Origin of the sequence: Nocardioides immobilis, assembly GCF_003515065.1 — a bacterium.
In the GTDB taxonomy this organism is placed as follows: Bacteria; Actinomycetota; Actinomycetes; order Propionibacteriales; family Nocardioidaceae; genus Nocardioides; species Nocardioides immobilis.
In genome coordinates this window covers 18,003-39,252 of record NZ_QXGH01000047.1, presented here as the reverse complement: position 1 = coordinate 39,252, position 21,250 = coordinate 18,003, and the positions used below count along the sequence as shown (strand labels likewise).

Here is a 21,250-nt window from a genome sequence, read left to right as displayed (position 1 = left end):
CCCAAGGCCCTGTCGCCGATGATTCCGAGAGGACCCAAACGTGGACTTCGGTGCACACCTCCCGTTGATGGACTTCGCGGCTGTGGACGGCGCTCGAAAGCTGGTCGATACCGGCGCTTGAAAAGTGGTCGGTTTCGGGGAGGGCGGTTTCCAGCGACCGTCGCAACACCTCCGCCATCCTTGGAGGTCGTGTTGACATATATCCGTCGTGTGAAGAAGGGGCCGGGGCGGCGTCCGCAGTCGGCGAAGCGCCAGCAGTTCATGGACCTGCGGGCACGTGGGTGGAGCGTGCTGGCTGCCACTCGAGAGGTTGGCGTCTCAAGAACCACCGGCAGCAACTGGGCGCGGGGTACAAGACCTATCGCCAAGGTGTTGCGGTCGGCTTCGTCCCGCCACTGGAGCGGCTTGCCGTCCGGGAGATCAGCCCGCGCTTCCTCTCCCAGGACGAGCGCATCGAGATCGGTGACCTGAAGAAGGCCGGACTGAGCGTCCGCGCGATCGCAGACCGCCTGGGTCGAGCTCCGTCGACAATCTCGCGCGAGTTGCGACGCAACGCCAGCCGCGCTGGCGGCTACAGGCCCTTCGAGGCACAGCGGCAAGCGACGGCACGTAGGTCACGCAACCACCGGCGGCGATGGGAAACCAACTACGAGCTACAAGACCTGATCGCAGAGCTACTGGCCGAGCGCTGGAGCCCAGGACAGATCAGCCGGCACCTGCGAGCACGGTTCCCCAACGACCGGTCGATGTGGCTCTCGCACGAGAGCATCTACCAAGCTGTCTACCTCCCCGGTTCTCCGCTGCGACGACCGTCCCGTGTTGCTCCTCAACACAGATCCCCGCTGCGCACTGGGCGAGACCATCGTCGAGCACACCAAAGTGCCGAACGGCGCCGGCCGCGGTTCGTCGAGCCGATGCTCACCATCCACCAGCGACCCTTCTCGCCCTCGGACCGGAGCGAGGCTGGGCACTGGGAGGGCGACCTCATCATCGGCAAGGACCAGAAGTCGGCGATCGGAACCATGGTGGAACGACAGACACGCACCGTCCGACTGCTTCACCTGCCCACGCGTCACGGTGACTCGCTGCACGCTGCGCTGAGGGATCGCATGAGCGACCTGCCACCGCACTTGCTCAGATCGATCACATGGGACCAAGGAACGGAGATGGCCCGGCACAACGAGATTGCGGCAACGCTGCGAACCAAGATCTACTTCTGCGACTCCCACTCGCCCTGGCAACGGCCATCGAACGAGAACACCAACGGGCTGCTACGCCAGTACTTTCCCAAGGGCACCGACCTGAGCGTGCACCTGCCCGAGCACCTTCTCGCCGTCGAGGACGAGCTCAATCGACGCCCCCGACGCGTCCTCCACGATCGCGCTCCCATCGACCTATTCACCGCGCTGCTAGCCTGCGGAAACCAGCCGGTGTTGCGACGTTGACTAGATCCCGCCCGCCGAAACTGTTCAGTTTTCGAGCGCCGCCGACAGCGTACTCGAGGGTCTGTCCGCACCAGCAGACCGGCGGGGCGTCGTCCCGGCGCGCGCGCCTCTGCGAAGCCTTGTTGATGGTCGTCGGGATCGAGTTCATCGCTCTCACCGCCTCCGTGGTCGTGGTCTCTTGCGATGTCACGACCTTCGGACAGCGGGCTTGCCCGGGACTGTCCGACCTCTGTCCACGGCACGGCGCGCCTTCAGGTCCAGACAGGCTCGGGGGCCGAGCGTGGCTGCCGAGCCCGAATCCGATGCGCTGCAGTGTTGGGTGGTGACGCTGCGAAGGACGCGGCTCTCGGTGCACCGCGGAATTCGCCGGTGTCGCTCACAACTCGACGTTACTAGGGGCAAGGCTCCTCGCCGATCCCGAACGGGATGAGCAGCTCCTCGGCGACCTGTACCCGGCCCTCCTCGCTGAAGCCACTGTCGCTGCCTCGAATCTGCCATGCCCAGACGATCTCCTGGTCGCCTACGTTCTCGATCCGTGGGTTGTAGGCATCGTCGGTGTAGGGGCAGGCAGCTTCCTTGCGGTCGACCTCGGTGTACGCGCCGTCGGCTTCCACGAGCAGCACCAGGTCGACCTCCGTTCCGCTCCGCACCAGCTGGACCTGCGCCATCCTCCCGGCTTCGGTGAGGTCGATCTGGTCGAGCACCTCCCCGTCCGGGCCGGCGGCCTCGCTGGACGTGTCGGAGCGGTCGTCGGCGGCGTCGTCCGGGACGTCGTCGCGGAGGAACAGCAGCGCGACGGCGGTGCCCGCGACGAGCGCCAGCACCACGACGGCCGCGACGAGCAGGGGGTTGACGCCGCGCCGGGACGGCTCGGACGGCGCGGTCGGTGGGGACGGTCGGTCGGGCGGCTCCGTGCTGACGACGCGTGTCACATCGGCGAGACCCTGGGTCGGCCCGGGGTCGGCCGCCGCGTCGGGGGCAGGTCTCGGCAGGATGGGCACCATCTCGGCCGGGATCGCGCCCGTCGCATGGGCGAGGACGGAGAGGGCCCAGCGGGCGCCCGCGGACTCGGTGGTGCCGCGATCCCGGGCCAACAGGTCGCCCTGGCTCGCGATCGACGTCTCCGGGTCCGCGCCGAGGGCGATCTGCTCGGAGAGCCGCTGCAATGCGCCGGTCGCGACCGCGCCGACGAGCAGGCTGATCTCGCCGGTCGACGCCGAGCCCTCGGGGACGAAGTCGTCGAACGCCGCGCGGAACGCGACCGGATCGTCGAATACCTGGGGCCCGACCTGGGCCCGGAGGGCCGCGAGCTCGTCGTGCAGTGCCACGCCGCACAGCATCGCATCACTGCGTCTGTGACACGAGGAGTACAGGAAGTAGCGGCCCCACGCGATCGTGACCGGGCGCCAGCGGGCCACGATCGCCACGGGTGCCGGCATCGGTCAGACGGGCAGGCCGCCGGTGGCGGCGTAGGCCTGCAGCCGCTCGGCCAGGTAGCCACCGTCGGCCCCCAAGACGATGCCCATCACTCCGGCGGCGCGCAGCAGGACGAGGTTGGAGAAGTCGTCGGCTCCGAGCCGATCCACTTCGAGTTCTCACTCGGCTGCGGCTTGCCCTCTCCCTATTGCAAGTTGTCCGGCGAGAGCCGCAGACGCGGTTTGAGCCTAGAAATGCGCACTGCCCGTGTTGGTCGTCCGAGGACCCGTCAGTTGACCCTGGGGCGGAGGCCAACGACTTGACAGGTCATAGGCGGCGTTTGGGCGCGGAAGTGTAGATGTGACCCCTGTCGGTCTCGCGGCAATTGGGCTGGGCCGACTCAACCGGTCACAGGAGGACCGGACCTTGCTCCAGCGTGTGCTGAGTTCGTGGCCGGCCCATGATCGGCTGACGGGTGCGCCCGCCTGCCGCGGCTTGCTGGGGTGTTGACTTCAAGCGGCCTTCAACTCCTACGGTTGGTGGCAGACCGGGTCACGTGCGGACGAGTGGAAGGTGGCGGTCCTCGGTGGGTAGGCACGAAACAGGAGATGGAGCGATGAGTTTCGAGCAGCCACGCGGTCTCACCAGCATGAGTCGAACCGACCTGGCGATCGAGACGTCGGGCCTGGTCAAGTCCTTCGGGGGCACCCGCGCCGTGGACGGCGTGGACCTGGCCGTGCGCGCCGGGTCGGTCTACGGCGTGCTCGGGCCGAACGGCGCCGGGAAGACGACCACGATTCGCATGCTGGCGACGTTGCTCCGCCCGGATGCTGGGTCGGCGCGGGTGCTCGGCCACGACGTCGTGGCCGAGGCCGACGAAGTGCGTGGGCTGGTGAGCCTCACCGGGCAGATGGCGTCCGTCGACGAGGAGCTGACTGGTCGGGAGAACCTGGTCCTGCTCGGCCGACTCCTCGGGCTGAAGTGGCGTGTCGCCAAGGACCGCGCCGCCGACCTGCTGGACGCCTTCGGCCTCGCCGATGCATCCGGCCGGCTGGTCAAGCATTACTCCGGGGGGATGCGCCGCAGGCTCGATATCGCGGCCAGCATCGTGGTCACCCGGGAGGTGATGTTCCTCGACGAGCCGACGACCGGGCTGGACCCGCGCTCCCGCAACCAGGTGTGGGACATCGTACGGGCACTCGCCGCGGAGGGAACCACGATCCTGTTGTGCACGCAGTACCTGGACGAGGCCGACCAGCTTGCCGACGGGATCGCGGTCATCGACCACGGACGGGTGATCGCCGAGGGCACGCCGAGCCAGCTCAAGGCCTCGATCGGCTCGGGCGCGCTTCACGTACGACTGCTCGACCCGGACCAGCGGCCGGTGGCCGAGCGATTGCTCGCGCGCGAGTTGTCGACGGTCCACCTGGAGCCCGACCCTGCCGCGCTGTCCGCGCCGTGCGCTGACGGTAACCGCGCGGCCGAGGCGGTCGCGGAACTGTCGCGCGCCGGGGTCCGCGTCGCGTCGTTCTCGCTGGGCCAGCCGAGCCTCGACGAGGTGTTCCTCGCGCTCACGGGTCACCCGGCCGATGACCAGACGGAGGAAGCCGAGATCGCGGAGGAGGAACTGGCATGACCGAGGCCAGGCTGCACAACGTTCTTGCCACGGCGCCGCGTCCCCGGCGCCCCAGTGCGCTGTCTGCATCGCTTACCTTCGGCTGGCGGGGGATGCTCAAGGTCAAGCACGTACCGGAGCAACTGATGGACGTCACGCTGACGCCCGTGCTGTTCGTGCTGATGTTCACGTACCTGTTCGGCGGGGCCATCGCCGGGTCGACCGCCGAGTACCTCGACTACATCCTGCCCGGCATCCTCGTCATGTCGGTGCTGTTCACCACCGTGTACTCGGGAGTGTCGCTGAACACGGACCTGACCAAGGGAGTGGTCGACCGGTTCCGTTCGCTCCCGATCTGGCGGCCCGCGCCGCTGGTGGGTGCGCTGCTCGGCGACAGCCTGCGCTACCTGGTCGCCGGCACGGTCATCGTCGTGCTGGGCGTGGCCCTCGGCTACCGCCCCGGCGCTGGCGTCGGCGGCGTGGTCCTGGCCCTGGCCCTGGTGATCGTGTTCGCGTTCGCACTCTCGTGGGTGTTCACGACGCTCGGTCTGCTGCTTCGGTCGCCCAACGCGGTCATGAACGCGGGCTTCACGGGCATCTTTCCGCTGACGTTCCTCAGCAACGTGTTCGTCGACCCGGAGACGCTGCCCGGTCCGCTGAAGGCGTTCGTCGACGCGAACCCGATCTCCATCCTCGCCTCCGCCTCACGCGGGTTGATGGAGGGCAATGTCGAGTCGGCCGACATAGCCGTGGTGCTGGGAACGGCCGCGCTGCTCACGGCCTTGTTCGCGCCACTCACGACGCACCTCTACCGAACACGGACGTGAGCCAATCGCAGCCTCGCCCTCGATGAACACGGCGCAGGTGGACGTGGTCGTTGTCGTTGTCGTTGGTACTCATATCTATCGGCTTGGACCATCGCGGGTCTCGGCCAGGAGGCGAATGTGTTTCGACTATGGAGATGTGGTGGGCATGGCGGCCACGCAGATGCGGAGGGGCAACGCAGATCCTGTGTGCGCGCGCGCGCGGCGAGGCTCGTATCTCAACCTGGTCCGCGCTGATCACGGCAGCGGCGCTGGCGACTCGGCGTTGTCGGCGAGCTTCCTGGGGGTGCCGGTGCCGTTGGCCGGGACGGACCATACGGACGGCACGCCGTCAGCAGCGCGGAACGTGTAGGCCACTGTCTCGTTGTCGAGCCACGCGGGCTGGTCGTCGATGCTGCGTGTCTCGCTGAGGTTCGTGATCTCCATCGTGCTCAGCTCGAGCACTGAGATGCGCCAGCCCTTCTGCGGGTCGTTGTCGATGGCCTGCTTGAACGCGAGTCGTGTGCCGTCGGGGGAGATCGAGGGGCATTCGACGTTGGTCGCGAGGGTCTCGACGGTCTCGGCGTTGAAGTCGCCGCGAACCAGGTAGCGCTCACCGCCGGTGGCCAGGGTCGCGTAGAAAGTGTTGTCGTCGTCGGCGAACGAGACACCCCAGTAGTTGACGTCGGCCGCCTGGTAGGGCTTGCCGTCGAGCGTGACGCTGAAGTGCTCGATGCTCGGCAGGTAGTCGCCCGTCTGGGTGTCGATGACGCCGGTGCGGGTCGACATCCCGCTGCTCGTGTACGAGTCTCCGCCGACGAACGTCGTCCACGAGACCATGCGGCCTGAGTCGGAGACCCTCGCTCGGCTCGGCACGCCGGGCAGCTTGTACTCGTGGGTGTCCTCGAGCTGTCCGGTCATCGTGACCAGCGTGTGCGTCCAGGCGTCCTTGGGGCGCATGCAGACGCTGGTGTCCGCGGCGGCGTACGACCGGACGCAGTCGACGTCGTGGATGTGGCGGGAGGACGTCATGTCCGTGGCCGAGATCGTCGCCAGCTTCCGCTCCGAGACGACCAGCATCCGCGGCCCGTCGATCATTGGCTGGCCGGACGTGGGCGCCAGCTCGTCCGCGTCGCGTACCGCCACGATGTACGCGACGGCAGCGATGACGAGCAGCACGGCGCCGGCGGCCGCGATCAGCATGCGTGCCCGAAGGCTGAGTCGGTCGATCATGCAGAGACCCTTTCCGGAGTACGGCGGAGCAGGAACAGGCTGGCTGCGATCGCGAGTACCACGGCTGCCGCGGACACTTTGCAGGCGGCCACCGGACCCCACACGCCCCAGGCCACACCGAACGCGATGGAGGAGACCAGGTAGGCCAGCGCCTGACCGGTCTGGATCAAGGCGATGCCCGTGGTGCGCAGGTGCTCGGGGATGACCGGGCCGGCGAGCGCGATCAGCACGCCGTTCGTCGCGGCGTAGAAGGTGCCGTACAGGACGACCGCCAGGACGAGGGAGAGTACGCCGTGGATCGGCCCGACCAGCAGCAGGTAGACCAGTCCGAGCGCGACGTAGCCACCCATCATCACAGTGCGGAGCCCGATCCGGTCGCCCAGCGAGCCGAGCGGGACGGCCAGCAGCATGTACACGACCATCGTGCCGACCGAGAGCATCGGGAACCAGGCGATGCTCAGGTCTTCCCGGCCCTGCAGCACGAGGTAGACGAAGCCGTCACCGATCGTGACCAGACCGAGGATGCACGAGGCGATCAGCAGGCGCAGGATCGCCGGCGAGGCGACCATTCCTCCCACCTGGCTGAAGTCCACCCGCGGTGCGTCGTCCAGGCGATCGCGGTGGTCGCGGACGAACAGCACGAGCACCAGGACGCCGAACATCGCGATGCAGAAGCTGCTGACGAATACGGCGTCGAAGGACTCGGCGGTCAGCGCCAGCACCGCCATCGCGACCAAGGGCCCGAGGAAGGCGCCGGTGCTGTCCATCGCGCGGTGTACGCCGAACGCGCGACCCAGCGACTCGGGCGGGGACGACAGCGTGATCAACGCATCCCGGGGAGCGGTGCGCAGTCCCTTGCCCGCGCGGTCGATCGCGATCACCGCACCGATCGCGGCCGCGGAACGCCCGGCCAGCAGCAGGGCGGGCTTCATCAGTGCCGAGAGGCCGTAACCGATGCCGGCGACCAGCTTGCGCTGCTGGGTGCGGTCGGCGATGTATCCGCCCACCAGCCGCAACAGGGCCGTCGCGCCGGTGTAGATCCCGTCGATCGCGCCGAAGGCCGCCGGCGACAGGTGCAGGTTGAGGAAGAGGAAGACGGGCAGGATCGCCGCGACCATCTCCGAGGAGATGTCCGTGATCAGGCTGACGGCGCCGAGCGCCACCACGTTCCCCGCGACCCGGCCACGAACCGGGTCGACGTTGGTCGGCTTGGTCACCGTGGTCAGGTACACGGGGCTTGACCGTGTCGCTGACCGGCGACCTGCGCGCGGCCTGACCCTGGCGGAGCAACGTCCGGCGAGTGAACAGCAGGACCCACGTACGTCGACCAGGTCGACCCGGCCGAGGTCGCGCTCACGCCGCGGTCCGACGGTTCACGCATCGGCGCAAGAACATCACCCCGCGTTCACGGCGCAGACGACCATCGCCACCCCGCCCCGCCCTAGCCTCCTCATCGGTTCCACTCCTCGGCACTCACGACAGGAAACCCATGGAGTCTCGTATCCAGCGTCTGGCCCTTACCGCCGGCGCCTCACTCGTCACCGCGGCGCTTGCCGCCGGCGGCCTCATGGCCCTCACGGCGCCCAGCGCGTCCGCCGCCACCGTCACCCTCACGCCCACCGCCGACGCGCGCGTCCAGAGCAACGCCGCGAGCACCAACTACGGCACCAGCTCGACCCTCGGCGTGGATGCCTCGGAGGTCCAGCAGACCTTCATGAAGTTCAACATCACCGGCGTCAGCGGCACCATCACCAGCGCCAAGCTCCGTCTCCACGTCAAGAACGCGGCCGGCGCCGAGTCGACCAGCGGCGGCACCTGGAAGCTGATGTCGAACACGAGCTGGTCCGAGACCGGCGTGACCTACAACAACAAGCCGGCCATCGACGGCGCGACTCTGGGCACGCTCGGCTCGGTCGCCATCAACACGTGGTACGAGATCGACGTCACGGGGCTGATCCCGGCGAGTGGGGTCATCTCGATCGGCGGCCTCTCGGCCAGCAGCAATGGCGCCGACTTCGACTCACGCGAGACCTCGCTCGACCCGCAGCTGGTGATCACCACGGGCACCGAGCCGCCCCCGCCGCCGCCCCCGGGCACGGACCCGATCCTCGTCGGCGCCGGCGACATCGCGAGCACCGGTTCGGGCGACAACGCCACCGCGGCGCTGATCAGCGCCATGCCCTCCAGCGCGACGGTGTTCGCCGCTGGCGACAACGCGTACCCGGACGGCACCCTGGCGAACTACAACACGAACTACCACCCGTCGTGGGGCGCGTTCAAGAGCCGCACGATCCCGGCACCGGGCAATCACGAGTACCACACCACCGGCGCCTCGGGTTACTTCGACTACTTCGGTGCGCTGGCCGGCCCGAACCGGAACGGCTGGTTCTCCAAGGACCTCGGCAACTGGCACATCATCTCACTGAACTCCGAGGTCAACATGGCCGCCGGTTCGCCGCAGGAGACCTGGCTTCGCCAGGACCTCGCCGCGAACACCAAGCCGTGCACCCTGGCGATGTGGCACAGCCCGCTGTTCACCTCCGGCAGCCACGGTCCGGACAGCTCGGTCAGGCCGCTGTTCCAGGCGCTGTACGACTACAACGCTGACGTGGTCGTAACGGGTCACAACCACAACTACGAGCGGTTCGCCCCGATGACGCCGAGCGGTGCGGTCGACAACGTCCGCGGTATCCGTCACTTCGTCAACGGTGCCGGTGGTTCGAGCCACTACAACTTCACCACCACGGCTGCCAACAGCCAGGCACGTAACAGCGACACCTACGGCGTCCTGAAGTTCACGCTGCACTCGAACAGCTACGACTGGCAGTTCGTCCCCGAGGCGGGCAAGACGTACACCGACAGCGGCACCACCGCATGCCACTGATCCATCGCTGATCCACCTGCCAACTGGCCCCGGTCGCTGATGCGGCCGGGGCCAGTTGCGTGCTGCGACGGGGGTTCACGACGACAGGGGCGATGGTCACTGCGCGTTCATTCGGGGGTGGGCCGCCGCGCGCCCCGGATCCCCTAGCGTCACCGGCGGCTCAGTTCGCCACTGCTTCTTCGTCCAGGTCCGGAACTCACCCGATAGGCAGGAAAGCATGCAGTCTCGTCACAAACGTCTTGCCGTGTCCGGCGGCGCCGCAATCGTCACCGGCGCGCTCGTCACCGCTGCGCTCGTCACGTACACGGCCCCCGGCGCCACCGCTGCCGTTGTCACCGTCGCTCCGGCGTCCGACACCTACGTCACGGAGACCAACCCGAGGACCAACTACGGCACGGCCACGACGGTCACCGTGGACCGCACACCGGCGGCTCGTTCCTTCACCAAGTTCACCGTCTCGGGCCTGACCGAGCCCGTCGCCAGCGCCACCCTGCGCCTGCACGTCGCCAGCAACGGCGGCTCGAAGAACGCAGGTTCCCTCCAGCTCACCTCGAACACGGCCTGGAGCGAGACCGGCCTGACCTGGAGCAACCAGCCGGCCATCGATGGCGCCGTCATCGCCAGCGTCGGCAAGGTCACGGCCAACACCTGGGTCGAGCTCGACGTGACGGCCGGCATCACCGGCAACGGGACCTACTCGATCGCCGGCATCTCGAACAACGCCGACGACGCCATCTTCGACTCGCGCGAGTCGGCCAACCCCCCGCAGCTGGTGATCACCACCTCGACGACCCCGCCCCCGGACCCGAGTGGCGAGATCTTCGTCGGTGCCGGTGACATCGCGGGCTCGGGCTCGGGCGACAGCGCCACCGCGGCGCTGATCAGCGCGCTCCCCAGCACCGCCACGGTGTGGGCGGCCGGTGACAATGCCTACGACAGCGGCACGCTGACCGAGTACAACACCTGGTACCACCCGACCTGGGGCCAGTTCAAGAACCGCACCATCCCGGCGCCGGGCAACCACGAGTACGGCACCAGCGGTGCCTCGGGCTACTTCGACTACTTCGGGGCACTGGCCGGCCCGAACCGCAACGGCTGGTTCTCCAAGGACATCGGCGACTGGCACGTCATCTCGCTGAACTCCGAGGTCAGCACCTCGGCGGGGTCGCCGCAGGAGACCTGGCTGCGCCAGGACCTGGCCGCGAACACGAAGCTGTGCACGATCGCGATGTGGCACAGCCCGCTGTTCACGTCGGGCAGCCACTCGCCCGACACCGCGATGCGCCCGCTGTTCCAGGCGCTGTACGACTACAACGCCGACGTCGTGATCACGGGCCACAACCACAACTACGAGCGGTTCGCCCCGATGAACCCGAGCGGTCAGGTCGACACGGCCCGCGGCATCCGCCACTTCGTGAACGGTGCCGGTGGCCGCAGCCACTACAACTTCACGTCGATCGCGGCCAACAGCGAGGCCCGCAACAGCGACACGTACGGCGTCCTGAAGTTCACCCTGAAGGCCTCCAGCTACGACTGGGAGTTCATCCCGGAGGCAGGCAAGACCTTCCGCGACAGCGGTACGACGGCCTGCCACTGACACCCGCACGACCCAGAGGGTCCCGGCATCCAGCCGGGGCCCTCGGCATTTGTCAGGCGGCGGGGATCGCCTCGGGTGCCAGACGCTCCCGGCCGACCGCGGCGACGGCCAGTGTCGCGAGGGCGGCCACGAGGGCCCACGGGTGCGTCACTGCGGCGGTCTCCAGCGGCGCCAGCGGGTTAACCAGCACCCCCAGCCGGTCGAGCGCCCACCCGAGCGCAGCGACCAGGATGCACGCGGCGCCGACGCTCCGGACCGTCGGGTACCACCGGGTCGTCGAGATCGCGTACAGCGACGGGAAGACCAGAGCGATCACCGTCAGCTGAGCCAGCTCGATGCCGAGGTTGAACCCCAGCAGCGCCGGCCACGACGCCGACCCGTCGAGGCCGAGGTCCGCGAGGATCCCGGCAAACGCGAGCCCGTGTACCAGGCCAAACCCTGCTGCGATGAGGTCCTCGCCGCCGCGGGCCAGCGGTCGGATCGCATGGACTGCGGCAATGCCGACCGAGACCGCGATCAGCACCTCGATGGGGCGCGAGGGAAGCTGGACCCACTGCATGGCTGCGGCGATCAGCGTGAGCGAGTGCCCGATCGTGAACGCCGTGGCCACGCGGAGCACCGCCCACAGTGATCCGCGCAGCGCGCGTCGGCCCGCCCAGCGACGACCCACCGCGATCAACGGCGCGGTTATCAACAGCGTCATCAGGAAGAGCAGGTGGTCGGCACCCTCGAGCACGTGCCGAAACCCCTGGCCGATCATCGCGCCGATGCCGGTCGAGGCCTCGTGGTGGATGGTGACGGCGGGGATCATGTCGGTGATCACGCCGGCCACGACGGTGTCGCCGGAGCCATCAGTCACCACGACCTCGGCCTCGTGCTTGGCGACGGCCTCGATCACCGCGTCGTACTCGAACAGGAAGTCGCCGGTGCCGGCGGAGCCCGTATCGAAGGCGAACGCCGTCGTGACCCAGGTCATGCCGTCGGCCTCGCGGGTGGTCATCGCACCGATGGTCAGCGGCCACGCGCCGGCGTCGGTGCCCGCAGCGATGTGCTCGCGCAGGTACGACGCCAGTTCGTCGTGGTCGGCGGCGGTGAAGTCACTGCCCAGCACCTGCTGCAACGCCGGGACGGCGATCTCCGTGGTGCCGTGGACGGTGCCGCCCTCGAGCACGAGTCGGACCTTGCTGAGGTCCATCGCGTGCGCACTCGCCGCGGACGGGGCGAGCGCGAGGACAAGGACGGCCAGGGCGAAGACCCTCACGAGAGTGCGCATCGCGGCGCACGCTAAGGCCGCCACCTGGCCGCCGAATGACCAGTCGGCCAACGGCGCGCGACCGTCGGATGCGCCTGTCGACCCGGCCGGTGGAGCCCGCTTGGTGCCTGCCATAGTGTCCGCGCTAGCCAGCCAACCCTGGGAGTTCCCATGCGTCGACTGATTGCCCTTGCCCTCCTCGCCCTCGCGGTCGTCGCCGACGTTCCGGCGGCCCAGGCGGACGGCGACCACTCCACCAAGGTGATGCTCGTGGTCGACGCCTCGGCGTCGATGTTCGAGACGACCGACGGGGGAGTCACGCGCATGGAGGCAGCGCATCGTGCCGTCCGCGCCGCAGCGGCGACCCTCGGCCCGCGCGAGGAGGTCGGCGTCCAGGTCTACGGCTCCAGTGGTTCCCGGGACGCGGCGCGACGCTGCGACGACTCTCGTGTGCTCGTCGAGCCGAAGGTCGGCAACCACGAGCAGCTAAGTACGGCGCTTGACCTGCCGCCCTCGCGTGGCGCCAGCCCGATCGGACCTGCACTCGAGCAGGCGCGCGACGAGCTCGGGCCCACGGGGCCGCGCGCGATCATCCTGGTGACGCACGCGGCGCCGACCTGCGATGTCGACCCCTACGCCGTAGCGGCGCGGATCACCCAGGGCGATCCCGATCTCCGGGTGCACGTCGTCGGCCTCGACGTTGCCGGCACGCACCGTCGTACCCTCATGCGCATCGCCGACGCGGGCGGTGGCACCTACCGCGACGCCCACGGCGCCGACCAGCTCGAGACAGCACTCGGCACGACGGTCAGCCGCGCCACTCAGATCTACCTGGGCGGCGGCAGTGCGGTCGCCGGCGGCGACGAGCGCGACCAGGCGACGGAGGTCCGTTCCGGCACGTGGTTCGACACCCTCGGCGGGCCCGGCTCCGACAGTGACGAGCACTGGTACACCTTCGAGCGCGTCCTGGCCTCGTCGACGCTCCATCTGCACGCGTCGCTTCGAGTCCGCGGCGGCGCCGACGCTCCCACACGCAGCGATGGGCTGCAGATCGAGGCGTTCGTCGGCGACAAGTCCTGCGGGGCTGGCGAGGACCACGGCGAGACCGGCACCGATGCAGTCCTGTCTGCGTACGCGCCCGTTCCCGCTCTCACCAAGCCCGATCTGGAGTGCCTCGACGCAGATACGGTCACCTTCGTGGTCCGGCGCATCGGCGACCAGGACCTGCCGGCTGCACAAGTGGAGATCTACGCCGCCGAGGAGGCCCCGGCCCCCGACGAGCACCTGACGCCGATCGCGTCAAAGGACGACCTGCCTCCGCCTGACCTGTCGTCGCCCACCGGCGATCTCCAGATCGGGGCGCCCGCGTTCAGCCTCGCCCCGCAACTGGCCGTCGGCACCCACAAGGTCGCGATCGTCCCCGGTGAGACGCAGATCTTCCGCGTTCCCGTCGGCTGGGGTCAGCGCCTGAGCGCCGCAGCGCGTTTCCCGAAATCGGTCGATGGCCGGATGACAGCACGGATCAGCGTCATCAGCCCCAACCGGGCCACGGTGGTCGCACCGCAGGGTGCAGACTTCGGAGCACGAAGTGAGGCTCTCATCGACGCAGACACCGCGCCCGTCGCCTACGGCAACCGGAGTTCGACCGACGCGGCGGTCGCAGCGGCCAACGTCGCCGGCGACTACTTCGTCGTGGTCAGTGTTGATGCCGGCTACGACGTGCCGCGGGTGGACGTACCCTTCGTGCTCGGCGTCGATGTGCCCGGCACGGAGCAGCCTCGGCCCGGGTACCGCGGGGAACTGGCTGGCGACGATTCCCCCACGAGCGCTGCCGATGAGACCGGCGACAGTGGCTTCCCCTGGTGGATCGCGACATTGGCCCTGATCGCGGGCCTCGCTGTCGGTGCGGGCGCCTGGTTCGCGACCCGCCATTCCGATGCCACCGATGCGTGACCGGGGGACCCGGGGGTACGGGACTTGCCGTGCTGTCCGCTGGCCCCGGCGGCGGGCACCTCTTCTGATCTGAGACCCAGGTGCGTAGCGCCGCCGAGTGTTTGCCTGCTTGCACCCTCCCTGTGCCACATTGCGGGCGAGGTCCGCAGATGCGGTTTGAGCGTGAACCTGCACACTGCCCCTGTTGGGTGCCCGTTTGTCGATGTAGGTCAGATGGCACCGATCCGTGCAGCAGTCCCAAGGGACCAGAATTGCGAATCGATCCGAACGTCGGACAGGAGGCTGCACCCCGAGGAGCACTCATTCCTCGTGGGCGGGAATGCTGCGTTGGTCTCGCCGGAGCGGATGGTCCTCGGGGATCTCGACCATGACGATAGGAATCTGGTCCGGGTCCTCGATCCACAGCTCCAGGAGTCCCCACGGCTCTCGTCGAGGTTCGCGGAGAATGGACACACCGGCATCCAACAGACGCCGATGCTGCGCGTGCACATTACGGATCTGCATCCACAACGCGATCCCTTGTCCGCGCGGGTCCATTGTCTGACCGCTGACCTCGAGGAGGCTGTTGCCGACGAAGAACACCAGGCCGGGGGCGTCCGGGCTGCCAAACTCCCGATAGATGGCCAGACCCAGCGTGTCTCGGTAGAACCGGTGACTGCGTGCGAGGTCTGACGGGCGTAGGAGAATTCGGCTGCTGAGGACCTCCATGAGTTCATCTTGCCCGGCCAGCGGCATGGCCTCCTCAACCCAAGCAACTTGGCTCGCGGAGACAGGACGCGCCTTCGAGGGATTCGGTCCCGCCCGCGCGTCCTCCGCCAAAGCCGCCACGCAACACGCAAAGCGTCTGACCGAGCACCAACGGCGTCGCCTTCAACACGGGCCCGGTCGCGACGGACGCACCTCGGCCCGTGCGTGGCGCGGGCCGTCGCCTCCGCGGAATGACGAGGCGCGCGGGAGCACTCGGCTGCGTAAGCGAGTACCTCCGGGCGCCTCGTCAGATCTATGTCTAGCGAAGGCTCGCCCCGCGCACAACGATGCTTGAAACGGCAACTTCAAGTGATCCCACGTCGGCGAATCCAACTTCGACCCATAACCTCCGGCCAGCACTCGTGGCCCACGTGCTGCCGCTCGAGCCTGTCAGCCAAGCGGACAGAAGGCTGCGGGAGACCTACTTCAGGTCGTCGAGCAACCGGTCGAGTTCAGCCTGGTGCTGCTGTGCCTTCTCCTCGAGCTTGTCCGCGTCGGCTCGCCATCGGCTCGAGCGGCCGGCACGGAGGTGGTCGGCAGTCCGCTGGAGACTGGTGATCTTGGCGCGCAACTGATCGGCTTGTCGAGCCACGGCGAGGTTGCCGACGGTGCTGGGGAGCGCCCGGCGCTCGTCGGGGTCGAGCTTGAGCTCGCCTCGGATGCTCAACAGATCCCCGCGAACCTCGCAGACGACCTCGGTGTCGGAGAGGAGTCGGCGGAAGATGCGGGCCAAGACCTCGTCCTCGTACACGGCGTGAGGATAGCGAGCAAAAATTGAACTCTCAACTACTAGTCGCCCCAGGGCTGTCTGTCGCTCTTGCGTGGTCTGCGGTCTCGGTTGAAAGCGGTGCCCCGGTTCGTCTCCGGCGATTTAATCGGGCGCTTGCCCAGTCGACCCTGACGGCGCGTAGGTCACCTCCTACGTTGCCGCGACTTCGGCTTCGTGCCCAGGGCGTACGTCGACGGTGAGGACGTGGATCAGACCGGAGTGCCGACCACGCTGGTCGAGCTCGCCCTGTACTGAAGGTCGAGGTTCCGCGCTTACGTGGTGACCTGAACCTTCCGCTCGGCGAGCCGGAGCCGACGGAACCAGCCGACGACCTCGGTGTTGCGCGCCGACATCAGTCGACATGCAGCCTTGGGAGGGAGCCACAGGAGGTCATCGGTCTCACGGTTGGCGACGAAAGACCCGCCGGTGGCCTCCATGGACCAGTACCGGACCACCTTCAGCATCCCTCGCTTGTGATAGGTGACGGCACCCAGGAATGGACCGACCTCGGCGTGGTGACCGGTCTCCTCCAGGACCTCGCGCAGCGCGGTCTCGACGGGCAGCTCGCCGGCGTGTGCCTTGCCCTTGGGCAGGCTCCAGTCACGCTGCCGCGTGCGGTGGATCAATGCGATCTCCACACCGGCCGACGTGTTTGCCGGGCGCCAGACAACCCCACCGGCTGCCTGTATTCCTTGGGCCATGCTTCTTGGCTAACACCTGCACGGAGGACATCGGTTTCGCCACGCCGAACGTCGCGCGAACACCGGGCGAACGTGCATGATGCTGACGCCGAAGCTCGGATGTTCCTCGACTGGCGGCGACCTAAGTGTTCATCGTGATATGTCCATCGCGTCAGTTCGGTTGAGCACTTGGTTGGCTGGCATTGGTCAGGGTGGCCGACATGACGGGAGGCCCGGCGCCCATCGAGCAAGTAGCGACCGCGGTCGCGGTCCTGGCTGTCGCGCAAGCGGACTCCGGCGCCACGCCGGAAGACCTAATCCGGAGTATTTGGCCGTTCCTCAAGAGGCATGGCCTGGACAACTCGACGGGGTTGCGGATCATCGGAGTCGCCATACAGCACTCCCCCGTCGAGGTGGACGCAGAATCGTGGTCGGCCCGGCATCGGGCCGTCGCGATACTCGACGAAGCCGCGTTGCGCATGGAACGGGTGGACACCTAAAGCGGCCGCGGGCGATCCGGCCGGACCGTCGGCGTCGGCGAGGGTGACCGGGAAAGTTCGTCGGGATAGATGCCCAGCTGGTCATCGAGGCCGGGGATCCGAGCCACGAACCGGGCGCCGGAGTGCTCAGCGACCAGACAATAGAGCCGCGGCGGCGCCATCGGCGTCTCCTCCGGGTCCGGCCGGGGGTGCAGGCACGGCACGATCGCCCGCAACGGCGTCGCTGCTGCAGGTCGGCCATTGATGCCGCGCTCTTGGTCGGATCAACCGGGGTGCGCTGCCTCACCGAGCGCTTCGACGACGGTAAGGCGGGCAACCACCCTCGTTTCACCCGCCCGGGCTCCCCACCCGCCTTCCGCCCGCGTCCCGGAGCAAGTCGACGTTCACCATGAAGGAGTACAAAGTGAGACGTGGGGCGCGACCACGTGGAGATCGAGGCCAAGTACTCCGTCTCGGCGGAGTCGGCGCTGCCGTCGTTCGAGGACCTCGCGGGGGTCGATACTGTCGATCCGCCGGTGAGTCAGGACCTCGTGGCGGACTACTTCGACACCGACGACCTGCGGCTGGCTCGGCTGGGCATCACCTTGCGGCGGCGCGCCGGTGGCGATGACGCCGGGTGGCACCTGAAAGTGCCCGTGGTCGGGGCGCGGCACGAGGCGCACGAGCCGTCCACGCCCGACCAAGCACCACCCGGAGCCCTCATGGATGCGCTCGCAGGTGTCGTGCGAGGACAACAACTGGCGCCGCTAGTCACGATCCGGACCAGTCGTGTGGTGCATCGGTTGCGCGATGCTGGGGGTTCGGTGCTCGCCGAAATCGCCGACGACCGGGTGCTCGCCGAGCGGCGGACACCCGGTGACCGTGCGACGGCATGGCGCGAGTGGGAGGTCGAGCTGGTCGGTGGTGAGCCGGCTCTGCTGCAGCGGGTCTCCCGGAGGTTCGAGACCGCGGGAGCCCTGGCCGCGGCCAACGCTTCGAAGCTGGCCCGGGCGCTTGGGGAGCGCGGACTCGCCGGCGTGGGCGAACCCGCCGACGAGGGCGGGACACCTCACCCCGCCCGCGACGTCGTACGGGCTCGCCTCCAAGATCAGGTCACCCAGTTGTTGCGGTGGGACGTCCTGGTGCGACGAGACGTCGACGACTCGGTCCACCAGATGCGGGTCGCCGGACGGCGGCTGCGGAGCGCGCTGGCGACGTTCCGGCCGATGTTCGACCGCGACCGGACCGAGCCGTTGAGAGCCGAGCTGAAGTGGCTGGGATCCCTCCTGGGCGACGCCCGGGATGCTGAGGTCCTGCACGATCGGATCGGGGACCTGGCCGAAGGCGAAGACCCGCGCCTTCTCGATCAAGCCACTATCGCCTCGACCCAGGACCAGCTGGCGACTCGCTACCGCGATAACCACGACCGTCTGGTGCTGGAGTTGAGGTCCACGAGGTACGCCGCGCTGGTGGACGAGATGGACCTTCTCGCCGCCGAGCCTGCTTGGGCTCCGGGCGACGACGACCGCAAAGTGGATGCGCTCCGCAAACGGGTGCGGCACGACTGGAAGCGCCTGGGAGCCGCGGTCGCCAGCGCCGAAGGTGCTCCCGACGCCGAGGCCCGGCAGCGCGGCCTGCACGACGCGCGGAAGGCGGCCAAGCGCGCCCGGTACGCCGCGGAGCCACTGATACCGATCTACGGGACCGACGCGAAGCGCTTCGTCAAAGCCGTCAAGAAGGTCCAGACGACGCTGGGCAACCTGAACGACGCGATCGTCAGCATGGACGAACTCCAGCAGCTCGCTGCAAACGAGACGACACGTGGGCACAACGCCTTCACACTCGGTGTCATCCACTCCCGCGAACAGGAAGCAGCCGACGAGAGCGAGGCACGATTCGAGAAAGTTTGGCGGAAGGCCAGGCGCAAGAAGGTGCTCCGGTGGCTGGCCTGAACCTCGAGCGCCCTTGCGCTGATCAGTGGCGCACGTGTGCTCAAGCGCCCTGACCTGGACGCGCTCATGCGTCATCCAGGCCGGCAAGGTTGACATCTGTGGCGCCGGTGTGGACGTCGCCCGCCGGCGACGCCGTGTTACTGGGCTGCCTCGATCCCGCGTTCTTCGGGCTGGTCAAGCCGGTGGTTGGACGAGGTCTGGTCCGCAGGGGGCTGGGCGTTGGTGAGCCGGCTGGGCGGGCGGACCGAGGTCAGCCGACGGCCCCAGTGCTCAATGGTGCGGCGCAGCCGGAGAGCCGGCGTCGGAGCAAGGGCGTACACGCGGTCGCCGAACTCGCTGACCGCCCCCTCGGGGGCCAGTTTCTCGATGTAGTGCTGCGGCCGGTGGTCGTCGATCCGGTACAGGACCGGGATCCGCTGCAGCACCAGCAGTTGGGAGAGCGCGAGCGAGCCGAACGCGACTGCCATCTGCCCGGCGAACCGGATCTGGCCGACGTTGGAGGTGCTCTGCTGCCACCCCGCGTCGCCGAGGCCGGTGACGTGCTGGCGCTCCCGCCCGAAGTGGCCCCAGCGGCCGGTGTCGCGCGATGGCATTCCCGGGATCGGGTCACCCTCGTAGACGTAGCGGAACAACCGTCCGCCGAGCCGCGGGTCGGCATCGCATGCGGCGGCCAGGGCGGGAGAGCCGACCATCGGTTGGCCGTAGGTGTAGACCGCCGAGAGCACCCCGCCGAACGACGCCTCGTCTTCCTCGTCACGCCGCACCAGGAGCGCCAGCAGCGCCGCCATTGCTCCGCCGAGGCTGTGCCCGGTCAGGTACAGCGCCTCCATCGGCGCCCGGTCCGTGGGCGTGTCGAGGTTGCCGTCGACCGGCTTGCCCGCGAGCGCCAGGAGCAATGCCTTGCGGAGCTTGTAACGGATCGCGCGGATGTTGCGATAGAAGCCGGGGTGTACGTCGATCGGCGCGTCCTCGTCCAACCGCACCTTCTGCTGGGCAGTGTCGACGTCGGTGAGCCAGTTGATCAGGTTGACCGGCTCGGTGCCGCGGAAGGCGACCACGACCACCCGGCCGTCCTCGCTTTGGATGACGTGGGCGGTCGCCGCCACGAACATCGTGTCGTTGCGGAACGTGACCGTCAGGCACGTGCACTTCTCCATGCCGAGCCGGGTCATCATCTCCGCGACCGTCTGGCCATCGGAGTACGCGTAGCCCGCGGCCACGGCGAGGACGTGCGCGGTCAACGGGTCCGGCTCACCCGTCGCGGGGTCGGTCTCGGGTTTGACCAGCCGGTCGGTGAGGTCGTCGTACACGGGGAAGCGGATGCCGGGTGCCGCGGCGCGAGTGGGGTGCACGGCCTCGAAGGACGGGCCGACGCTGCTGTTGATGAAGACCATGCCTCCAGGCTTGCGCGTTGATGTCGTCCGCGCAGCACCCGCGTCGATCAATCTGCGAACTGTTCGCCCCCCGGTCACCTCGACGCGACGCCGCCGGGCGCAGCACCCTGAGCTCGGCATTTCCTCGTTGATCCTGGCCGCGGTCCTCAATCGGCGACCGACGGCCGCGACGGGTCCGAAGACTTGGCCGCTCGCGGCGGCGCTAGATCCGGAGATCTCGGCGGCGTACGACGAAGCGCAGACTCGGGCGGCGGAGCAGATCATCGGCTGGGTGGCCCAGCACGCCACGACCCGGATTGGTCCGCGGGGGCTTCAGGAGCAGGAGCTGATGGCGGTGTCAGTCAAGACGCTCCGCCGCAGGATCGCCGACGGCACCATCCCCGGCTACCGTTGCGGGCGACGAGTGATCCGGATCCGTGTTGAGGATATCGAGCGTGCGTTGCCTCCGATCCCCTCGGTTCGGCGCTCGACCGCCCTACCCTGACGTGCCGCCCCGTGACTAGCCTTGGCTCGTGGACGCAGCGGTGGCTTCGCCCGGGCTGGTGGTCCGTTGGCACAGCGACGTCTTTGACGCCGCCTCGCTTGTGCGGGAGGAGTTGCGCCGACTGTACGGCGTACGGAATGTCATGGTCGGTCGGCTCTGTGGTCAGTGCGGCGGTAGTGGGCATGGTCGGCCATGGGCCCGGGTCGGCGATCAGCCCGTGCATGTTTCGTGGTCGCGTTCCGCCGGACATCTGCTCACAGCGATGTCATTCTCACGTCCGGTGGGGGTGGACGTGGAATCGCTCGAGGTGGCTGTCCCCGCGTGGCCGCTGGCAGACGCGCTGGCAATGGGCGAGGTCGTCACGTCGGCGGCGGAATTCGTCCGACTCTGGGTGGCGAAGGAAGCGATCCTCAAGGCCCACGGCGTGGGACTCGCCGAACCGATGAGCGGCCTGCGACTGGCGGAGTTCGAGGGTGATCTCCGTGAGCTGGAGGCGCCCCGGGGACTGGTCGCGGCGCTGGCCCTGCTGTAGCGCCGGGCGGCGCGC

At 68.5% G+C, this 21,250-nt stretch carries 19 protein-coding genes; 10 read left to right on the top strand and 9 right to left on the bottom strand.

The features are described 5' to 3' along the window. The first annotated feature begins 18 nt into the window (after nt 1-18). Nucleotides 19-471 (top strand): helix-turn-helix domain-containing protein, encoded by a 453-nt coding sequence (locus D0Z08_RS33840; protein ID WP_484203135.1) that lies wholly within the window; start codon nt 19-21, stop codon nt 469-471. Continuing rightward, nucleotides 396-1,445, top strand: a complete 1,050-nt coding sequence (locus tag D0Z08_RS29850; RefSeq protein ID WP_118928937.1) for an IS30 family transposase — start codon at nt 396-398, stop codon at nt 1,443-1,445. The genes D0Z08_RS33840 and D0Z08_RS29850 overlap by 76 nt, the downstream gene beginning before the upstream one ends. Before the next feature lie 392 nt (nt 1,446-1,837). Here the strand turns inward: D0Z08_RS29850 and D0Z08_RS29845 are convergent, their stop codons facing one another. Both D0Z08_RS29845 and D0Z08_RS32480 read right to left on the bottom strand, forming a co-directional pair. Next, complete coding sequence (locus D0Z08_RS29845; RefSeq protein WP_147381583.1) at nt 1,838-2,884, bottom strand: hypothetical protein; 1,047 nt, start codon at nt 2,882-2,884, stop codon at nt 1,838-1,840. 3 nt (nt 2,885-2,887) lie between these two features. Continuing rightward, nucleotides 2,888-3,031, bottom strand: coding sequence for a hypothetical protein (locus tag D0Z08_RS32480; RefSeq protein ID WP_182481582.1), 144 nt, complete (start codon nt 3,029-3,031; stop codon nt 2,888-2,890). Nucleotides 3,032-3,477: 446 nt separating this feature from the next. On the opposite strand from D0Z08_RS32480, the gene D0Z08_RS29840 reads away from it, so the two are divergent. Both D0Z08_RS29840 and D0Z08_RS29835 read left to right on the top strand, forming a co-directional pair. Continuing rightward, nucleotides 3,478-4,497, top strand: coding sequence for an ATP-binding cassette domain-containing protein (locus tag D0Z08_RS29840; protein WP_245994647.1), 1,020 nt, complete (start codon nt 3,478-3,480; stop codon nt 4,495-4,497). Further along, nucleotides 4,494-5,303, top strand: coding sequence for an ABC transporter permease (locus D0Z08_RS29835; protein WP_118928925.1), 810 nt, complete (start codon nt 4,494-4,496; stop codon nt 5,301-5,303). The genes D0Z08_RS29840 and D0Z08_RS29835 overlap by 4 nt, the downstream gene beginning before the upstream one ends. Before the next feature lie 234 nt (nt 5,304-5,537). Here D0Z08_RS29835 and D0Z08_RS29830 read toward each other — a convergent pair whose 3' ends face one another. Together D0Z08_RS29830 and D0Z08_RS29825 are read right to left on the bottom strand one after the other, a co-directional pair. After that, a complete protein-coding gene (locus D0Z08_RS29830) occupies nt 5,538-6,512 on the bottom strand; it encodes a TolB family protein (protein WP_118928924.1) in 975 nt (324 codons plus the stop codon). After that, nucleotides 6,509-7,744 (bottom strand): MFS transporter, encoded by a 1,236-nt coding sequence (locus tag D0Z08_RS29825; RefSeq protein WP_118928923.1) that lies wholly within the window; start codon nt 7,742-7,744, stop codon nt 6,509-6,511. The genes D0Z08_RS29830 and D0Z08_RS29825 overlap by 4 nt, the downstream gene beginning before the upstream one ends. A gap of 257 nt (nt 7,745-8,001) precedes the next feature. On the opposite strand from D0Z08_RS29825, the gene D0Z08_RS29820 reads away from it, so the two are divergent. Together D0Z08_RS29820 and D0Z08_RS29815 are read left to right on the top strand one after the other, a co-directional pair. Then, on the top strand, nt 8,002-9,396 hold the full coding sequence (locus D0Z08_RS29820) for a CBM96 family carbohydrate-binding protein (RefSeq protein ID WP_118928922.1): 1,395 nt from the start codon (nt 8,002-8,004) through the stop codon (nt 9,394-9,396). 217 nt (nt 9,397-9,613) lie between these two features. Then, complete coding sequence (locus tag D0Z08_RS29815; RefSeq protein ID WP_118928921.1) at nt 9,614-10,993, top strand: CBM96 family carbohydrate-binding protein; 1,380 nt, start codon at nt 9,614-9,616, stop codon at nt 10,991-10,993. A gap of 52 nt (nt 10,994-11,045) precedes the next feature. Here the strand turns inward: D0Z08_RS29815 and D0Z08_RS29810 are convergent, their stop codons facing one another. Further along, nucleotides 11,046-12,266, bottom strand: a complete 1,221-nt coding sequence (locus tag D0Z08_RS29810; RefSeq protein WP_182481581.1) for a HupE/UreJ family protein — start codon at nt 12,264-12,266, stop codon at nt 11,046-11,048. Nucleotides 12,267-12,416: 150 nt separating this feature from the next. Between D0Z08_RS29810 and D0Z08_RS29805 the strand changes: the two genes are divergently transcribed. Continuing rightward, the gene (locus tag D0Z08_RS29805; RefSeq protein ID WP_118928920.1) at nt 12,417-14,198 is read left to right on the top strand and encodes a vWA domain-containing protein; all 1,782 of its coding nucleotides are present in this window, start codon (nt 12,417-12,419) and stop codon (nt 14,196-14,198) included. A gap of 300 nt (nt 14,199-14,498) precedes the next feature. On the opposite strand, the gene D0Z08_RS29800 is transcribed toward D0Z08_RS29805, so the two are convergent. The 3 genes from D0Z08_RS29800 to D0Z08_RS29790 all read right to left on the bottom strand — a co-directional run bounded on the left by D0Z08_RS29800 (nt 14,499) and on the right by D0Z08_RS29790 (nt 16,415). Next, nucleotides 14,499-14,933 (bottom strand): VOC family protein, encoded by a 435-nt coding sequence (locus tag D0Z08_RS29800; RefSeq protein WP_220454453.1) that lies wholly within the window; start codon nt 14,931-14,933, stop codon nt 14,499-14,501. Nucleotides 14,934-15,366: 433 nt separating this feature from the next. Further along, nucleotides 15,367-15,696 carry a hypothetical protein gene (locus D0Z08_RS29795; protein WP_118928919.1) on the bottom strand — a complete coding sequence of 110 codons (330 nt, stop codon included), beginning with the start codon at nt 15,694-15,696 and terminating at the stop codon, nt 15,367-15,369. A 290-nt stretch (nt 15,697-15,986) separates the two neighbouring features. Further along, nucleotides 15,987-16,415, bottom strand: a complete 429-nt coding sequence (locus D0Z08_RS29790; RefSeq protein WP_118928918.1) for an NUDIX hydrolase — start codon at nt 16,413-16,415, stop codon at nt 15,987-15,989. 889 nt (nt 16,416-17,304) lie between these two features. Between D0Z08_RS29790 and D0Z08_RS29780 the strand changes: the two genes are divergently transcribed. Next, the gene (locus D0Z08_RS29780; RefSeq protein ID WP_118928916.1) at nt 17,305-18,825 is read left to right on the top strand and encodes a CYTH and CHAD domain-containing protein; all 1,521 of its coding nucleotides are present in this window, start codon (nt 17,305-17,307) and stop codon (nt 18,823-18,825) included. Nucleotides 18,826-18,962: 137 nt separating this feature from the next. Here D0Z08_RS29780 and D0Z08_RS29775 read toward each other — a convergent pair whose 3' ends face one another. Continuing rightward, a complete protein-coding gene (locus D0Z08_RS29775) occupies nt 18,963-20,219 on the bottom strand; it encodes a lipase family protein (protein WP_182481580.1) in 1,257 nt (418 codons plus the stop codon). Here D0Z08_RS29775 and D0Z08_RS32810 point away from each other — a divergent pair. Then, nucleotides 20,209-20,703, top strand: coding sequence for a helix-turn-helix domain-containing protein (locus D0Z08_RS32810; RefSeq protein ID WP_220454455.1), 495 nt, complete (start codon nt 20,209-20,211; stop codon nt 20,701-20,703). The two genes, D0Z08_RS29775 and D0Z08_RS32810, sit on opposite strands and share 11 nt — an antisense overlap. Nucleotides 20,704-20,731: 28 nt before the next feature. Next, nucleotides 20,732-21,235 carry a 4'-phosphopantetheinyl transferase family protein gene (locus tag D0Z08_RS29765; RefSeq protein ID WP_220454451.1) on the top strand — a complete coding sequence of 168 codons (504 nt, stop codon included), beginning with the start codon at nt 20,732-20,734 and terminating at the stop codon, nt 21,233-21,235. Nucleotides 21,236-21,250 lie beyond the last annotated feature (15 nt).

Excerpts from the sequence above, each read along its gene's own strand:
- D0Z08_RS33840 (WP_484203135.1), top strand. The coding sequence starts at position 19 with ATGATTCCGAGAGGACCCAAACGTGGACTTCGGTGCACACCTCCCGTT.
- D0Z08_RS29845 (WP_147381583.1), bottom strand. The coding sequence starts at position 2,884 with ATGCCGGCACCCGTGGCGATCGTGGCCCGCTGGCGCCCGGTCACGATC.
- D0Z08_RS29840 (WP_245994647.1), top strand. The coding sequence starts at position 3,478 with ATGAGTTTCGAGCAGCCACGCGGTCTCACCAGCATGAGTCGAACCGAC.
- D0Z08_RS29835 (WP_118928925.1), top strand. The coding sequence starts at position 4,494 with ATGACCGAGGCCAGGCTGCACAACGTTCTTGCCACGGCGCCGCGTCCC.
- D0Z08_RS29830 (WP_118928924.1), bottom strand. The coding sequence starts at position 6,512 with ATGATCGACCGACTCAGCCTTCGGGCACGCATGCTGATCGCGGCCGCC.
- D0Z08_RS29820 (WP_118928922.1), top strand. The coding sequence starts at position 8,002 with ATGGAGTCTCGTATCCAGCGTCTGGCCCTTACCGCCGGCGCCTCACTC.
- D0Z08_RS29815 (WP_118928921.1), top strand. The coding sequence starts at position 9,614 with ATGCAGTCTCGTCACAAACGTCTTGCCGTGTCCGGCGGCGCCGCAATC.
- D0Z08_RS29810 (WP_182481581.1), bottom strand. The coding sequence starts at position 12,266 with ATGCGCACTCTCGTGAGGGTCTTCGCCCTGGCCGTCCTTGTCCTCGCG.
- D0Z08_RS29805 (WP_118928920.1), top strand. The coding sequence starts at position 12,417 with ATGCGTCGACTGATTGCCCTTGCCCTCCTCGCCCTCGCGGTCGTCGCC.
- D0Z08_RS29800 (WP_220454453.1), bottom strand. The coding sequence starts at position 14,933 with ATGCCGCTGGCCGGGCAAGATGAACTCATGGAGGTCCTCAGCAGCCGA.
- D0Z08_RS29790 (WP_118928918.1), bottom strand. The coding sequence starts at position 16,415 with ATGGCCCAAGGAATACAGGCAGCCGGTGGGGTTGTCTGGCGCCCGGCA.
- D0Z08_RS32810 (WP_220454455.1), top strand. The coding sequence starts at position 20,209 with ATGAAGACCATGCCTCCAGGCTTGCGCGTTGATGTCGTCCGCGCAGCA.
- D0Z08_RS29775 (WP_182481580.1), bottom strand. The coding sequence starts at position 20,219 with ATGGTCTTCATCAACAGCAGCGTCGGCCCGTCCTTCGAGGCCGTGCAC.